Raw genomic sequence first — 14,728 nt, forward strand, 5'->3', positions numbered from 1 at the left:
GACGAGCGCGGTGCGGCCCCCCACGCCTCCCCGCTCTACCTGGGCGGCCGCACCGCGCTCGTCACCGGCGCCGCCGGTGGCATCGGCCGTGCCTGTGCGCTGCGGCTCGCCGCCGCCGGGGCCAAGGTGAGAGCCGTCGACCGGGACGCCTCAGGCCTGGAGGCACTGGCCGACCAGGGGCGCGACCTCGCCGGCACGGTGGAGCCGCACGTCCTCGACCTCACCGACCTGGACGCCGCGGAACTCGCCGCCGCGGGCACCGACGTCCTCGTCAACAACGCCGGACTCCAACTGGTCCGCCCCATCGAGGAGTTCCCGCCCGAGGTGTTCCACACGGTGCTCACCGTGATGCTGGAAGCACCGTTCCGGCTCATCCGCGGCGCCCTGCCCCACATGTACGGGCAGGGGTGGGGCCGCGTCGTGAACGTGTCGTCCGTCCACGGGCTGCGCGCCTCTGCCTACAAGTCGGCCTATGTGGCCGCCAAACACGGACTGGAGGGGCTGTCCAAGACGACCGCTCTCGAAGGCGCGCCCCACGGTGTCACCTCGAACTGTGTGAACCCCGCCTATGTGCGCACCCCCCTGGTCGAGAAGCAGCTCACCGACCAGGCGCAGGCGCACGGCATCCCCGAGGAGCGGGTGCTGTCCGAGGTGCTGCTGCAGGACAGCGCCGTCAAGCGGCTGATCGAGCCGGAGGAGGTCGCCGAGGCCGTGGCGTACCTGTGCAGTCCGCAGGCCTCCTTCATGACCGGCACCTCGCTCGTGCTCGACGGTGGCTGGACCGCCCACTGAGCAGCCGCTTCCGTCCGCCCGGGGAGTTGTCCACAGGGCTGACGGGACCGGCCGGTCATGGTGAATCCTGTGAGCATGTCCAGCGATCACGTGCAGTCCGCCGAAATGCCGTTCCTCGAGCTCCTGGCCCGGGGCGCGTCGGCCGACGCCTACGAGCAGCCGGAGCTGCTCGCGCGTGCCGAAGGGCGCCCGGCGGAGTGGGTCGCCGCGCTCCGGCAGGCCAAACCGCTCGCCCTGCGCGTGCGCGCCGAACTGGAGGGGCGACGTCGGCGCGAGGCCGAGCTGTCCGCGCTGTTCGAGACCGCCCACGACCTCGCCGGGCTGCGCGACCTCGACGCCGTGCTCCAGGCGATCGTGCAGCGCGCCCGCTCGCTGCTGGGCACCGACATCGCCTACCTCAGTCTCAACGACACGGAGCGCGGCGACACCTATATGCGGGTCACCGAGGGCTCGGTCGCGGCCCGGTTCCAGCAGCTGCGGCTCGGCATGGGGGAGGGTCTCGGAGGCCTGGTCGCCCAGACCGCCCGCCCCTATGTCACCGACGACTACTTCAAGGACGACCGCTTCCAGCACACGCTCACCATCGACGCCGGCGTGCGGGACGAGGGGCTGGTGGCCATCCTCGGTGTGCCGCTGACGCTCGGGCACCACGTCATCGGCGTGCTGTTCGCCGCGGACCGCCGAGCCCGGGTCTTCGAGCGGGAGCAGATCGCCCTGCTGGGCTCCTTCGCCGCCCTCGCCGCGGCCGCCATCGACACCGCCAACCTGCTCGCCGAGACCCGTTCGGCCCTCGCCGGCCTGGAGCGGGCGAACGAGATCATCCGCGACCGCAGCGGTGTCATCGAGCGCGCCTCCGAGGTGCACGACCGGCTCGCCGAACTCGTCCTGCGTGGCGGCGGGGTGCACGACGTGGCCGCCGCGGTCTCCGAGATCCTCGACGGCACGGTCGAGTTCGCCGAGGCCGCCGCCGCACCCGCCGGCGCCCTGGAGAAATCCGGCGCGGAGGGGCACGCGGTGCTGCACGAGGACGACTGGATCGCCGCCGTCGCCGCCGGCGGCGAACTGCTCGGCGCACTGGTCCTGCGCGGCCACCCGGGGCTCGACCCCGTCGACCAGCGCACCCTGGAGCGCGCCGCCATGGTCACCTCCCTGCTGCTCCTGGCCCGCAGATCCGCCGCCGAGGCCGAACAGCGCGTGCGCGGTGAGCTGCTGGACGACCTGCTGGACGCCCGCGACCGCGACCCGCGTCTGCTGCGGGAGCGCGCCGCCCGGTTGCACGCCGACCTGGAGGCGCTCCATGTGGTGCTGGCCGCGCGGCTGGAGGGCACCGCGGCCGACGCCGACCAGGAGGCGGACGCCCGCAGACGCCTGGCAGCGGCGGCGTCCCACCTGGCCGCGACGCGGCACGGCCTGGCCGCCGCGCGTGACGGCGGTACCGTCCTGCTGCTGCCCCTCGGCCCCGGCGACACGGCGACCGACCTGGCCCGGCGAGCCGCCCGGCATCTGGGGACCGCGGTCCACGCACCGGTCACCGTCGGCGCTTCCGCGCCCGTCGAGGACCTCGCTGTCCGCCCTGAGACCGTGGCCACCGCCTACGCGGAGGCCCGGCGCTGCCTCGAAGCCCTGCGCGTCCTCGGCCGTGCCGGGGACGGGGCCGCCGCCGAGGACTTCGGCTTCCTGGGACTGCTCCTGGCCGGCGACCGCGACATCCGGGGCTTCGTCGACCGCACCATCGGCCAGGTCGTCGCCTACGACCGGCGACGCGGCACGGAACTGCTGCGCACCCTCGACGCGTACTTCGCCTGCGGCATGAGCCCCGCCCGCACCAAGGACGAACTGCATGTCCATGTGAACACCGTCGCCCAGCGCCTGGAGCGCGTCGGCCGTCTCCTCGGCGACGACTGGCAGAGCCCGGCCCGGGCCCTGGAGATCCAGCTCGCGCTGCGCCTGCACCGGTTGTCGGCCCCGGCACAGCACTGACCCCCGTACGCAGGCTGCGTACGGGGGCCTGGGTTCACTGCTCCCGGAGGTCAGGCGGTGCGGGCGTCCTCCGGGGCGGCCGTCCGGTCCGCGCCCCGGCCGGGGGGAACCGCGACGTCGGCCAGGTCCCGGTTGCGCGTCTCCTTGGCCGCCGCCACCGCGATGACCGTGAGCACGGCGGCGGCGATGACGTACAGGGCGATCGGTGTGGAGCTGCCGTAGCCGGACAGCAGCGCGGTGGCGATCAGCGGTGCGGGCGCGCCCGCCGCGACCGAGGCGAACTGCGCGCCGATCGACGCACCGGAGTAGCGCATACGCGTCGCGAACATCTCGGAGAAGAACGCGGCCTGGGGCGCGTACATCGCCCCGTGCAGGACCAGCCCGACCGTCACCGCGAGGATCAGGTTGCCGAAGCCGCCGGTGTCGATGAGCGAGAAGAACGGGAACATCCACAGCCCGACTCCGACCGCACCGATCAGGTAGACGGGCCGCCGGCCGATCCGGTCCGACAGCGCGCCCCACGCCGGGATCACGGCGAAGTGCACGGCCGAGGCGATGAGCACCGAGTTGAGCGCGGTCTGCTTGGAGACGCCGGCCGAGGTGGTGGCGTAGACGAGGATGAACGCGGTGATGACGTAGTAGCTGATGTTCTCCGCCATGCGCGCGCCCATGGCGACCAGCACGTCACGCCAGTGGTGCCGCAGCACGGCGACGAGCGGCAGCTTCTCGGCCTCCGCCGCGACGTCCGCCTTGCGGGCCTCGGCCTGCGCCAACGCCTCCTTGAACACCGGCGATTCATCGACAGAGAGACGAATCCACAAACCGACGATCACCAGCACGCCGGACAGCAGGAACGGGATCCGCCAGCCCCAGCTGCCGAACGCGGCGTCCGACAGCAGGGCCGTGAGCAGCGACAGCACACCGGTGGCGAGGAGCTGCCCCGCCGGCGCGCCGGTCTGCGGCCACGACGCCCAGAACCCGCGCCGCCGGGCGTCCCCGTGCTCCGACACCAGCAGCACGGCACCGCCCCACTCACCGCCGAGCGCGAACCCCTGGACCAGCCGGAGCACGGTGAGCAGTACCGGCGCGGCCGTCCCGATGGAGGCGTGCGTGGGCAGCAGCCCGATGGCGAAGGTGGCCCCGCCCATCAGCAGCAGGCTCAGCACCAGCAGCTTCTTGCGGCCGAGCCGGTCGCCGTAGTGCCCGAAGACCAGCGCGCCCAGTGGCCGGGCGGCGAACCCGACGGCGTACGTCAGGAACGACAGCAGGGTGCCGACGAGCGGGTCGGAGTCCGGGAAGAACAGCTTGTTGAACACGAGTGCGGCGGCGGAGCCGTAGAGGAAGAAGTCGTACCACTCGATGGTGGTGCCGATGAGGCTGGCGGCGACGATGCGCTTGAGGTTGCCCTGGGGTGGGGGAGCGGTTGCTGCGGAGGCCATGGGCGCCACTTCCTCGTGTGCGGTGGGGACGGGTACGTGTTCGCACACCGTAGGAATCTGCAGGTCAGACGCACATGTGGCGGGGCAACATAGTTCGAGGGTTGGCTATGCGTGTGGCCACCATGCCGACACGGATCTCGGTGAGTTGGAGGCGGTACTTGGTGGTCTCGTGTCCGTGCCGGGGGACCTCTATATCGGCTACGGCGTTACTGTTATGGTGCCGGCCAAGGAGGTGGGACGTTCCGTGGTAGACCCTGTGCCCGCGCGAGCGGATGCGTCAGCGGCTCGGCGTTCTCCGGGGCGGCCGCCGGTGCCGTTGGAGCGCATCGTCGCTACAGCACTGGAGATCGTGGACGAGGAGGGCTCGGACGCTCTCTCCATGCGGACGCTGGCCCAACGTCTGGGCTCGGGCACGGCGACGCTGTACCGGCACTTCGACAACCGGGCAGCGCTGGTCGCCCATGTCGTGGACCGCATGTTCGGCAGCGTGGAGCTGAACGGCGACGAACTCACCGCATTGGGCTGGGAGCGGGCGCTGCGGACGGTCGCGCACACCATGTTCGACGCCTTGGCCCGGCACCGGAACGCGGCGCGTCTGCTGGTCGAGCAGATTCCTCTGGGACCTAACGCCATGGCACTGCGGGAGCGCTGCGTCGCGGTGTTGCTCGACTGTGGCTTCCCGCCGCGAGTTGCCGCGTACACATTCGCGACCCTGGCCCGCTATGTCCTCGGGTTCGCCGTACAGGTCAACGGGCATGGCGGCGCAGGACAGCCCGACGACGCACAGCCGTCGGCCCTCTTTCAGAGCGTGGATCCGGACCTGTTCCCGGCCACCGTCACCGTTGCCGGGGTGTTGCCCGTTCCGATCGAGGAGGAGTTCTCCTTCGGTCTCGAGCTTCTTCTCAGCGGGCTTGCCCACCTGCGCGACGAGGTCTGACAGAGCGACGCGATCACCCTGAAGAGTTCTGCAAACGATCTGCCCCACCGGACGTCACCCGAGCGGTCTCGGGCCCGCTACGACATCGACGATTCGGGGCTGCGGCTGCGTATCGACGCCGACCAGCCGGACTGGCGCGAGGAAGACGCTCCGCTTCGTGGGGACGGAGCATCTGTCGGAGGGGGAGAGCGGTGAGGTCTGCGTCTTCGAGATCGACGCCGACGCCGTCGGCGAGGGAAGGAGTCGTGCCCGGTGCGGAGTGAAGGCGCATTCGGACGGACGGCTGACAACCGGCATGACGGAAGTCGTCCTTCCCCTGGACGCCTCGAAACCCCACACCTGGGCGGCTGTGTGGGACCTCCTACCCGAAGACCGCTCGTGTCCACCGTGTGCGTGGGTGGGATGCACTCGGCCAGCCGTCAGGAGCCAGGGACGCCGGAGAAGCATCGAACGCAGACGCGGTTACGGTTTGAAGGCTGCTGTGGGTGTCAGCCCTGGTTGCCTGCGGGCCCGATGCTGCGCAATAGCCGCTCTCCGGACTCGCGGAGCTGGTCCTTGACCTCGTCGAGTCGCGACGTGAGCAGGGCGTGATCGCGTTTGCGCCAGGTGCCGGCGACCATCACGGCTTCGATGTTGGCGATGTCGGCGTGCAGGGCCGTGGCGACCGGGTCGTGTGCCGGCCACAGGTTGAGGGCCCGGGCGTCGACGGCGACCAGGTCGGCCTGCATGCCCACCTCGATCCGGCCGACCCGGTCGGCGAGGCCCAGGGCCTTCGCCCCTTCCACCGTGGCCCAGGCCAGTGCCTGCTTGGCGGTGACCGAAGCAGTGTCGGCGTGCATGCCTGTCGTCTGTCGGTGTCGGGCGTGGTCCAGGCTGCGCTGGTGGGCCAGGGCGATGCGGGCGGCCGTGAGGAGATTGCCGGGCACGGTGGTGTCGATGTCGGTACCCAGGGAGGGCGCCGCGCCCAGGCGTAGCAGTGACCCGGTGATCGGTGTGCCGTGTCCTTGGCCCAGTTCGTTCTCCGGGGTGCTGGTGAAGGTGACACCTGCCTCGACGAGCGTCTTGATCCAGTCGTCGGGCAGGTCGATCCCGTGCACGATGTTGGTCAGGGGGCTGAACAGTCCGGCGGCGCGCACGGCTTCCCAGCCGGGGGAGGGTGCTCCGCCGCTCTGGTGCATCGAGACGACGAGGCCGCGTTCCGCGCCGGCTCGGAAATCGGCCAACGCGGTGTCGGGCGAGGAGTACTGCGGCCCCTGCAGTGCCATGCCCAGGGTGAGGAGGGCGCGGTCGCGGACGGGGCCGTCGAGCAGCCGGTCGATCTCGGTGAGGGGGTGGGGGGTGTCAGGCGACCGGTAGGCCGTGCCGTGCAGGAAGACGGCGCGGATCCCGGCGTGGGCCAAGCCCTCGACGGCGGCGTCGGCGTGTTCGGGCGAGAGGGCGTTGTGACACCAGTCGCCGAGGGTGGTCGTACCGCAATTGAGCTGGTTCAGTGCGCCGGCCAGATTGCTGATGTGCGTGTCGGCCGGGGTGTAGTGGCCGGCGCACGCGCCGTGGAGGTGGGTGAGGTACTCCATCAGAGTCCAGTCGGCACCCACGGAGCGCAACGCGGTCTGCCAGGTGTGCAAGTGAGCGTTGACGAGGCCGGGGATGACGATGCGGCCGGAGAAGTCGACGACTTCGGCGTCGGACACCTCGATGTTCTCGCCGACGGCGGCGATACGGTCGTCGTCGACGAGGATGTCGGCATGCTCGGCGTCGGGACGGCCCGGCGCCATGGTGATGACCCGCGCCCCGCGCAGCAGTACGCGGCTCATGCGGTGGCCCCCGAACGGGAACAGGTGCGGCGCTGATGGGACATGGTGCGGCTCCTTGCTGCCTATGGCGTCATTGCCCGCGCGGCGGATTGTGTCGTGGTGAGGAAGTCCCGAGTGGCGATGTGCCCGATATAGCCGTCGGGACGGATCAGCAGCAGCGTGTCGCCGGTCAGGCCGTAAGCGCCCTTCAGCGTGTTCTTTGGGTCAGAGAAGCCGAGACGGTCGGCGGCGGTCGTCCCGACCGTCAGCCGCTTCAGCTGAGCGCCGGTCGTCGGCCAGGCGAGCACTTCCAGGTCCCGGGCCGCACCCGGTCCGTAGGCGATGGCGGTGAAGTGCGGCCCGCGGAAGACGTCGAACAGCCGGGTCCAGGTTCCGTCGGGGCCGAGCAGTTCGGCGTCCGGCGCGCGATCGCCCGCACGCAGTGTCCCGGTGCGCATCCCGTCGGCGGGGGCGAGCGGGCCACCGTAGTACGTCAGGGCTAGCTGCTGCTCGTCCTTGCCTCGCTTCATGCTCGACGGGTCGAGCCTGGCGATGCCACCCCACTTGTCCGTGGACAGGCCCAGGACCCCGGCGGCGATCGGCTGCCGCTCGGCCTCGTAGGTGTCGAGCAGCGTGACGTCGGCCCCGGCGAGGACCTGGCCGAGCTTCCAGCCGAGGTTGTAGCCGTCCTGCACGCCGGTGTTCAGCCCCTGGGCGCCGGCCGGGGTGTGGACGTGCGCGGCGTCACCGGCGAGGAAGACCCGCCCTCGGCCGTAACGCTCCGCCAGGCGGATGTTGGGCCGGAACACCGACGTCCAGTGGATGTCGTGCAACCGGATGCCCCGGTTGCGGGTGTGCTGGTGGATCCGCTGGACGATGTCGTCCTTCTGGGCAGGCGGGTCCTCGTCCGGCGTGAGACGGATCATCCACTGGAACATGTCGCTGTGCGGGAGCGGGCAGGCGCCGATGAACTTGCCGCCCCGGCCGGGCCACATGTGCCACCGGTTGCGGGCCAGACCGGTCACCGAGGCGTCAACGATGAGCATCCGGTCGCTGTCGTCCGTGGTGCCGACGAAACCGATGCCGAGTTGCTTGCGCACCACACTGGAACCACCGTCGGCGCCCACGACGTACTGGGCGACGATCTCCTCCATGCCGTCCGCGCGCGCCACCTTTGCGACCACCGTGTCCTCGTCCTGCGTCAGCTCGGTCAGTTCACTGCCGAACTCGATCTCATGGCCGAGCCCGCTGAGCCGGGCATGCAGTGCGCGGTCCGTGCGGAACTGAGGGATCAGCCAGGTGTTCGGGTACGGGACGTTCGGAGTCGCCTCCCTGTGGGTGAACATCTTCCACGGCACGGCCATGGGGCCGGCATGGATCCCGAGCTTGGGGTACGTGCTGCCGCCGGCCAGCAGGTCGGGCAGGGCACCGAGGTCTTCGAGAACTTCGAGGCTGCGGGGCTGGATGCCCTTGGCGCGGGAGCCGCCGAAAGCATGGGGAGACCTGTCGACGATCCGTACGTCGAGTCCCCGGCGCACGAGGTCGATCGCCAGGGCAGATCCCGAAGGACCCGCACCGATGACCAGTACGTCGATGACCTGCGGGTTGTTCATGAGTCGAGCCTTTCGGCGTGCCCGGCCACGAACGGTGCGATCCGATCGGCGACGTGGCGCGGACGTTCGAATGGGGCCATGTGACCGCATGTGGGAATGACGTGATGCTCCTGAGGCTTCAGGAGGGCACGAGCCGCGGTGAGGTGGGTCAGGGGCGTGACGTTGTCCTCGTCGCCCCACAGGAGCAGTGTGGGAATGCCCAGTGCGCCCGTCTGCCGGAAGAGGTCGTCACGGCCGGAGAGCGGCAGGTGCTGCAGTGTGTCGAAGACCGCATACAGTGACCCCTCGAAACGGAAGGCGTCGAGGACCATGTCCGCCAGTTTCGCGCCGAGTTCGGGGTCGCGGACGTTGTGCCCGAGGTGCCCCTGGAGTATCCGGCGGCCGCGACGCCGGGCGACGACACCGGCCAACAGATCGTTGCGTAGGAGCCGATGAGGGGCAGTCGGTCGCGGTTTCGCGAGACCGGCGGGCCCGACGATCGTGAGGGTCGACACCAGTGATCGGTACTGGGCGGCGTAGGTCATGGTGACGAGGGCTCCCATGGAGGTGCCGACGATGTGCAGTGGCTTCGTCGTCAGGCCCAGGCGTTCGGTCAGTTCGGCCAGCTGCCGCGCGAAGAGGGCCTCGTCGTATCGCGCCTGCACCCGGTCCGAGTGGCCGCGGCCGTACGCGCTCCAGGTCAGAGTGCGCAGCCCGCGGGCGTGCAGCTCGGTGACCAGGCCGTCCCAGTAGAAGAGCGGGATGGTCAGGCCGCCCGCCATCACGACCAGCTCCCCGTCCTCGGGGCCCTTCAGCTCGTAGTGCGTGAGGCCATCGGAGAGTTCGATGAAACTGCCGCGCAGGGCTTGCCGCGATTCGACGGTGAGCCGTCGGTCCTCGCCGGAGGCAACGAAGTACTTCATGAACGAGTCTCCTTGGCCTCAGTGCGTCGTGGTGTCGGTGGAGGAGCGGAGGAACGTCGCGATTGCGTCCGCGACCCACTGCGGTTCCTCTTCGGGCAACAGGTGACCGCCATGGGGGTGCACCAGTTCCTCGGCGCCGGGGATGTCGCGGGTGAAGTGCTGGCCGTTGATGCCCGCGCTGCGCAGGACCAGCGTGGGTGCCGCGACGCGGGGGATCTGGGCGGAGCGGTCGGGCTGGTCGGTGTTGCAGAAGTCGACGAAGGCCGAGCGGTTCCCGGGCCGGCTCATCAGCTGGTGGGCACGGTCCACCATGGCATCGTCCACGATCGTCGAGTGTGGGCCGACGCTCGAACGCAGACTGCGCTCGATGGCGCCGCGCGGCATCACGCGCCGCAATACAGGCCGTAGCAGCGGGTTGCGGGTCAGGCGCATGCCCGCCGGGGTCTCCTTCTCCGGGTACCCCGTGGCGTTGACCAGCACCAGGCCGGTCAGCCGCTCCGGATGGTCCAGGGCGAGGTTCCAGGCGATGTTGCCGCCCAGTGAGTTGCCGGCCACCGAGTAGTGAGGCACCTGAAGAGCCTCCAAGAAGGCCGCCACCGTCGCCGTGTAGGTCGGGATGCGGTAGTCGCGGTCCGTGCGAGGGCCGGTCAGGCCGAACCCCGGCAGATCGGGGCGGATGACGTCGAACGACTCCGACAGCAGGGCCGCCGCGCGGTCGAAGTGCTGAAGCGACGAAGCGCTGCCATGCAGCAGAACGAGTGCCGGGCCGTGCCCGGCGCGTTTGTAGTGGACCCGCAGTCCACCCACCGCGACGAACCGGGAATCGGGCTGCGGCTCAGACCAGGTGCTCATAATGGATACACTGTTACCGATAATGTGATGGTGTCAAGTGCAAGGTCCCCAGCGGGCGGCACTGCTCGCGACCGCCGCGCTGACCCGAACCGGCGCGCTGAGCGACAGCGAGTGCGACGAGACGGTGGCCGCCGGGGGAGTGAGGCCTGTTCGAACTCACCACCCTGGTGGGCCACTAGGCGACGCGATCGCCTTCAAGTTCCAGACCGGACACAGTGGGTCCACCTGCCCGAGAAGTACGGCAACTGGCGAGGTGTCTACAGCCGGCTGCGGATGTGGGCCCGCGACGGCACCTGGGAGCGGGTGTTCACCGCGCTGATGGCCCAAGCCGACGCCGACGAGGACCTCGACTGGGCCGTATCGGTGGACTCCACGATCGTGCGTGCCCACCAGCACGCGGCCGGGCACGCAAAAGGGGGCCCCGGCCGGCGAACCGGCCGACCACGCCATCGGCCGGTCCCGCGGCGGGCTGACCGCCAAGATCCACCTCGCAGCGGATGCCCGCTGCCGGCCCCTCGTGTTCGTTCTCACCGCAGGCCAGGCTGGGGACGCACCTGCCTTCACCGACGTCATGGCCCGCCTGCGTGTTCCCCGACGACGCGGACGGCCGCGAACCAGGCCGGACGTGGTTGGGACGGCGGCAGCGGGACCTGGATCGCCAACGAGGAACTGACCAACCCGGCCCCGCCTCCCCTGGGAGCCCGGGACGGCAACTTCACCTTGATCGACATCATCGGCGGCTACGACCTCCAACTCCATGTCTGCCCGGCATCCCCGGCCCATCCGCACATCGAACTGCTCCCGTGAGCCCGGCGGAAGTTCTCCGCGCCGACGCATACGCCACTAGCGGTACCGCGATCGAGTCTTCAGTCAGCAACCTGGCCAACAACCAGATGATCCAAACGACGGGCCCGAGGCGCTGCCGGCCCCTCAGCTGCTGGTCTTCGCGGGAGGAACTGGTCACCTTTGGCGACGGTCGGGTCGGCAGGCTGGAGTGGCAGGAGCGGCTCGTCGCTCCTTAGTCGCACAAGACCCCGACCGTGTCTGGGCCGTCCTCGCTGACGTGAGCGTGATTCCGTAGTGGCTCCCGGCCGTGCAAGAGGTCCACTTCGACGGGCACGCACCGCCACCTGACCACGGCGCAGGGCACGCTGAAGTCCCTCGTGGTGACAAAGGACGACGCACTGCGCCGCTTCCGGTACCGGTTCGTCGAGGACATGCCCCAGTCCATCGACGTCCACCTGGGCACCATCGACGTGCTTCCCGACGCGGACGGTTCACGCGTGGTCTACAGCCAGGAGATCCTTCCCGAGACCCCGGGGATCGCGGACATCGCCCGGTACTTCGCGGCACACCTCAGACGCGGCAGGGGCGTACGAAGTGCGAGCCGGGCCGGCGGGACGCGCTCGGCACCGACTTCGCCGGCCGCTCGGCCACCTTCCGGCCGAGCTCGTCGCTCACCGCGCGGCAGTGGCCGATCGTGCGGGGTCGGGCAGGGGACGTCGGGCGACCTCGTGGGCTTCGGTCGGTGTGACGCCCAGCATGCGCAGGACCATCTCGGCGACGCTCGCCGCGGCCTCGTCGCCGTCCAGGTCGGGGCGGGCGAATCTCAGCTCCACCAGGGCCAGCAGCGTTCCGCCCAGTGCGGACAGGGCGACCGCCGGGTCGACGGGGGTGAAGCGGCCGGAGGCGAGGCCGGCCTCGATGTCGCGCAGTGCCCGCCGGGCCAGGCCGTTGTCCGAGTGGATGTGGCCCATGCCGCGGTGGCGCAGGACCTGCATCAGCTCGGGGCGCGACTCGGCCATGCGGGCGCTGAGCCGAAAGCCGGCCGCGACGAGTTCCGCGGGGTCGTCGATCCCCGCAAGGCGCTCGTCGAAGGCCTGGCCGAACTCCTCCAGGGCGTCCACCACCGCTGCCTCGAACAGCTCCGTCTTGGACTCGAAGTGGTTGTAGAAGGAGCCGAAGCCGACGTCGGCGCGCTCGGCGATCGCCTGGATGCTGGCGCTGGTGTCCCCGCTTTCGGCGAGGATCTGCCGGGCGGCGCGAATGAGCGCGCGACGGGTCTCGGCGCGACGCCGCTCGAACCGGTTGCTGGGCGGGGCTGGCGTAGGCATGCACAGAGTCTAACCGCGGGGCGATGACGACAGCAGCTCTGATGAAATCATCATTTCATGTCCAGAAGGTCTTGACGGGCGAGACTGTCAAACTTGATGATTCCATCATTACGGCAATGCTGCTCGGAGGGCACCATGTCTGAACCCCGCGTCCTCGGGACCGATGTCAAGACGGCCCACCAGGACCTGCACAGCGACCAGGGCGCCCTGCGCGGCGAGCACCCCGGCCGCTCCCGCAATCCCGTCATCAAGGTGACGGACCTGGCCTGGCTGGAGTTCGAGAAGCCCGACCTGGACCGGGCGGAAGTCTTCGCCCGGGACTTCGGGTTCGGTATCGCCGCCCGCACGGAGAGTGAGCTGTGGCTGCGCGGCACCTTCCCGGGCGCGCCCTGCATGGTGATCCGGCGCGGGCGGAGCTCGCGCTTCATCGGCCCGGTGTTCCGCGCGGCGGAGCGGGCCGACCTGGACCGGCTGGCGCGGGCCACCGGCTCCGACGTGCGGGACGCGGACGTGCCCGGCGGTGGCAAGATGGTCGGCCTGCTCGACCCGTCCGGCTTCCCGGTACGGGTGGTGCACTGCGGCGAGCAGCTTTCCGCACTGCCCGAGCAGCAGCCGCTGCTGCTCAACTTCGGCACTGCTCGCCGTCGTACGAACACCACGCAGCGGCCGCCGCGCGAGCCGTCCCGGATCCAGCGGCTGGGACATCTGGTGCTGGAGACGCGGGTGTTCGCGCGGGCGCTGGACTGGTACCTGGACACCCTCGGCATGATCGTGTCCGACTTCCTGTTCCTGGACGGGCAGCGCGAGCGCGGCCCGGTCATGGCGTTCATCCGCTGCGACCTGGGCAGCGTGCCGGCCGACCACCACACGCTGGCCATGCACCTGGGGCCGGGTACCGGCTATGTCCACTCCGCCTACCAGGTCACCGACCTGGACTCGATCGCGGCCGGCGGCGAATACCTCAAGGAGCGCGGTTACCAGCGCAGTTGGGGCATCGGACGGCACATCCAGGGCAGCCAGCTCTTCGACTACTGGCGCGATCCCGACCACTTCATGCTGGAGCACTTCGCCGACGGCGACCTGTTCTCCTGCGACATCGAGCCCGGCTGGGCGGTCTTCTCGACCAGCGGGCTGGCCCAGTGGGGTCCGCCGGCCACGCGTGACTTCCTCGGTGCGAGCCCCACCCCGGAGCGGGTCCGCCACGTCATCGAGGCCCTGCGCGGTGACAACGAGATGGACATGGCGCGTCTGCTGGGTCTGGTCAAGGCCGCCAAGTCCTGAATCCTCAACTCCCTCACGAAAGTACTGACATGAGCACCAACGTCCTGCGCACCGACGACGGGTGGTGGGCGGTCCTCCCCCACGCTCTCGACTCCGCTCGAGCGGGGAGGACCATCATCGACCGGGCCGTACCGGTCGACACCAAGGCCGTCACCACCGCCGAACTGATCGCCGACCGGGCCGCCGTACGAGAGGCCGCACTCTCCGGCGAGCCCGGCACGCCCGTCGCCGAGCTGGCCGCCCTGTCGCCGCTCACCACCCCCTGCCGGGTGGTCGCGCAGATGGTCAACTACCGTAGTCACGCCCGCGATTCTGGCTTCACCGGCGACATCCCGCCCGCCTTCTTCCGCAAGGCGTCCGGCTCGATCAGCGGCCCCGGCGACGCCGTCGTCCGGCCCCCGCATGTGAAGTTCCTCGACTACGAGATCGAACTCGGCCTCGTCATGGGGGCGCCGCTACCCATCGGCACCCGAGTCGACGAGCCGCACCTGCCGTCGTATGTAGCCGGGCTGGTGATCACCAACGACGTCAGCGCGCGAGACGTCCAGCTGACCAAGACGCAGTTCTACGAGAGCAAGTCGTACCCGACCTTCACACCGACCGGGCCGTACCTCACCCTGCTGGAGCCGGAGGACTTCGCCCACCTCCTCGACCTGCGGCTGAAGCTGTCCGTCAACGGCGAACTGCGCCAGGACCGCACCCTCGCCGACATGATCGTCCGCCCCGCGCAGGCTCTCACCCTTCTGGCCCGCTTCCAGACCCTCGACGCCGGTGACCTGCTGCTCACCGGCACCCCCGGCGGCACTGCACTCAAGGCGCCGCCGAAGCCGGTCGAGAAGATCGGCGCGCTGCTGCCGCCCGCCGTGAAGTGGAAGGCGTTCTTCAAGAGCCAGGCGAAGAACCCGCACTACCTGCACGCGGGCGACCTGATCACGGCGACGATCGCGACCCCGGACGGCCGCATCGACCTCGGCGAACAGCGTACGCCCGTCACGGACGCGCAGTAGGGCAGAGGTGAGCCGCAC

11 protein-coding genes and 1 pseudogene are annotated in these 14,728 nt (G+C 70.2%); 6 read left to right on the forward strand and 6 right to left on the reverse strand.

Features of this window, described 5'->3' with window-relative positions; all coding sequences use genetic code 11:
* Nucleotides 1–792: 3-hydroxybutyrate dehydrogenase (locus K4G64_RS21315; protein WP_260460752.1), on the forward strand; the 792-nt coding region annotated here is incomplete at its 5' end.
* A gap of 75 nt (nucleotides 793–867) precedes the next feature.
* The gene (locus K4G64_RS21320) at nucleotides 868–2,772 is read left to right on the forward strand and encodes a GAF domain-containing protein (RefSeq protein ID WP_221757618.1); all 1,905 of its coding nucleotides are present in this window, start codon (nucleotides 868–870) and stop codon (nucleotides 2,770–2,772) included.
* A gap of 50 nt (nucleotides 2,773–2,822) precedes the next feature.
* Here the strand turns inward: K4G64_RS21320 and K4G64_RS21325 are convergent, their stop codons facing one another.
* A complete protein-coding gene (locus K4G64_RS21325; protein ID WP_221757619.1) occupies nucleotides 2,823–4,211 on the reverse strand; it encodes an MFS transporter in 1,389 nt (462 codons plus the stop codon).
* A 310-nt stretch (nucleotides 4,212–4,521) separates the two neighbouring features.
* On the opposite strand from K4G64_RS21325, the gene K4G64_RS21330 reads away from it, so the two are divergent.
* Complete coding sequence (locus K4G64_RS21330) at nucleotides 4,522–5,148, forward strand: TetR/AcrR family transcriptional regulator C-terminal domain-containing protein (RefSeq protein ID WP_221757620.1); 627 nt, start codon at nucleotides 4,522–4,524, stop codon at nucleotides 5,146–5,148.
* A gap of 488 nt (nucleotides 5,149–5,636) precedes the next feature.
* Here K4G64_RS21330 and K4G64_RS21335 read toward each other — a convergent pair whose 3' ends face one another.
* The 4 genes from K4G64_RS21335 to K4G64_RS21350 form a co-directional block, all read right to left on the reverse strand.
* A complete protein-coding gene (locus K4G64_RS21335; RefSeq protein ID WP_221757621.1) occupies nucleotides 5,637–6,962 on the reverse strand; it encodes an amidohydrolase family protein in 1,326 nt (441 codons plus the stop codon).
* A gap of 62 nt (nucleotides 6,963–7,024) precedes the next feature.
* Nucleotides 7,025–8,554, reverse strand: a complete 1,530-nt coding sequence (locus K4G64_RS21340; protein ID WP_221757622.1) for an FAD-dependent oxidoreductase — start codon at nucleotides 8,552–8,554, stop codon at nucleotides 7,025–7,027.
* Entirely contained in the window at nucleotides 8,551–9,456 is a 906-nt protein-coding gene (locus tag K4G64_RS21345; RefSeq protein ID WP_221757623.1) for an alpha/beta fold hydrolase, read from the reverse strand. The genes K4G64_RS21340 and K4G64_RS21345 overlap by 4 nt, the downstream gene beginning before the upstream one ends.
* An 18-nt stretch (nucleotides 9,457–9,474) precedes the next feature.
* Nucleotides 9,475–10,308 carry an alpha/beta fold hydrolase gene (locus K4G64_RS21350; protein ID WP_221757624.1) on the reverse strand — a complete coding sequence of 278 codons (834 nt, stop codon included), beginning with the start codon at nucleotides 10,306–10,308 and terminating at the stop codon, nucleotides 9,475–9,477.
* A gap of 181 nt (nucleotides 10,309–10,489) precedes the next feature.
* On the opposite strand from K4G64_RS21350, the pseudogene K4G64_RS40340 reads away from it, so the two are divergent.
* Nucleotides 10,490–10,939 (forward strand): annotated as a pseudogene (locus K4G64_RS40340) (IS5 family transposase); the annotation flags it as partial.
* Between the two features lie 826 nt (nucleotides 10,940–11,765).
* Here the strand turns inward: K4G64_RS40340 and K4G64_RS21355 are convergent.
* Entirely contained in the window at nucleotides 11,766–12,422 is a 657-nt protein-coding gene (locus K4G64_RS21355) for a TetR/AcrR family transcriptional regulator (protein ID WP_221757625.1), read from the reverse strand.
* A 135-nt stretch (nucleotides 12,423–12,557) separates the two neighbouring features.
* Between K4G64_RS21355 and K4G64_RS21360 the strand changes: the two genes are divergently transcribed.
* Both K4G64_RS21360 and K4G64_RS21365 read left to right on the forward strand, forming a co-directional pair.
* On the forward strand, nucleotides 12,558–13,703 hold the full coding sequence (locus tag K4G64_RS21360; protein WP_221757626.1) for a VOC family protein: 1,146 nt from the start codon (nucleotides 12,558–12,560) through the stop codon (nucleotides 13,701–13,703).
* Between the two features lie 29 nt (nucleotides 13,704–13,732).
* The gene (locus K4G64_RS21365) at nucleotides 13,733–14,710 is read left to right on the forward strand and encodes a fumarylacetoacetate hydrolase family protein (RefSeq protein ID WP_221757627.1); all 978 of its coding nucleotides are present in this window, start codon (nucleotides 13,733–13,735) and stop codon (nucleotides 14,708–14,710) included.
* The last annotated feature ends 18 nt before the right edge of the window (nucleotides 14,711–14,728 follow it).

Source organism: Streptomyces sp. WAC04114 (genome assembly GCF_019733245.1).
Classification (GTDB): domain Bacteria; phylum Actinomycetota; class Actinomycetes; order Streptomycetales; family Streptomycetaceae; genus Streptomyces; species Streptomyces massasporeus_A.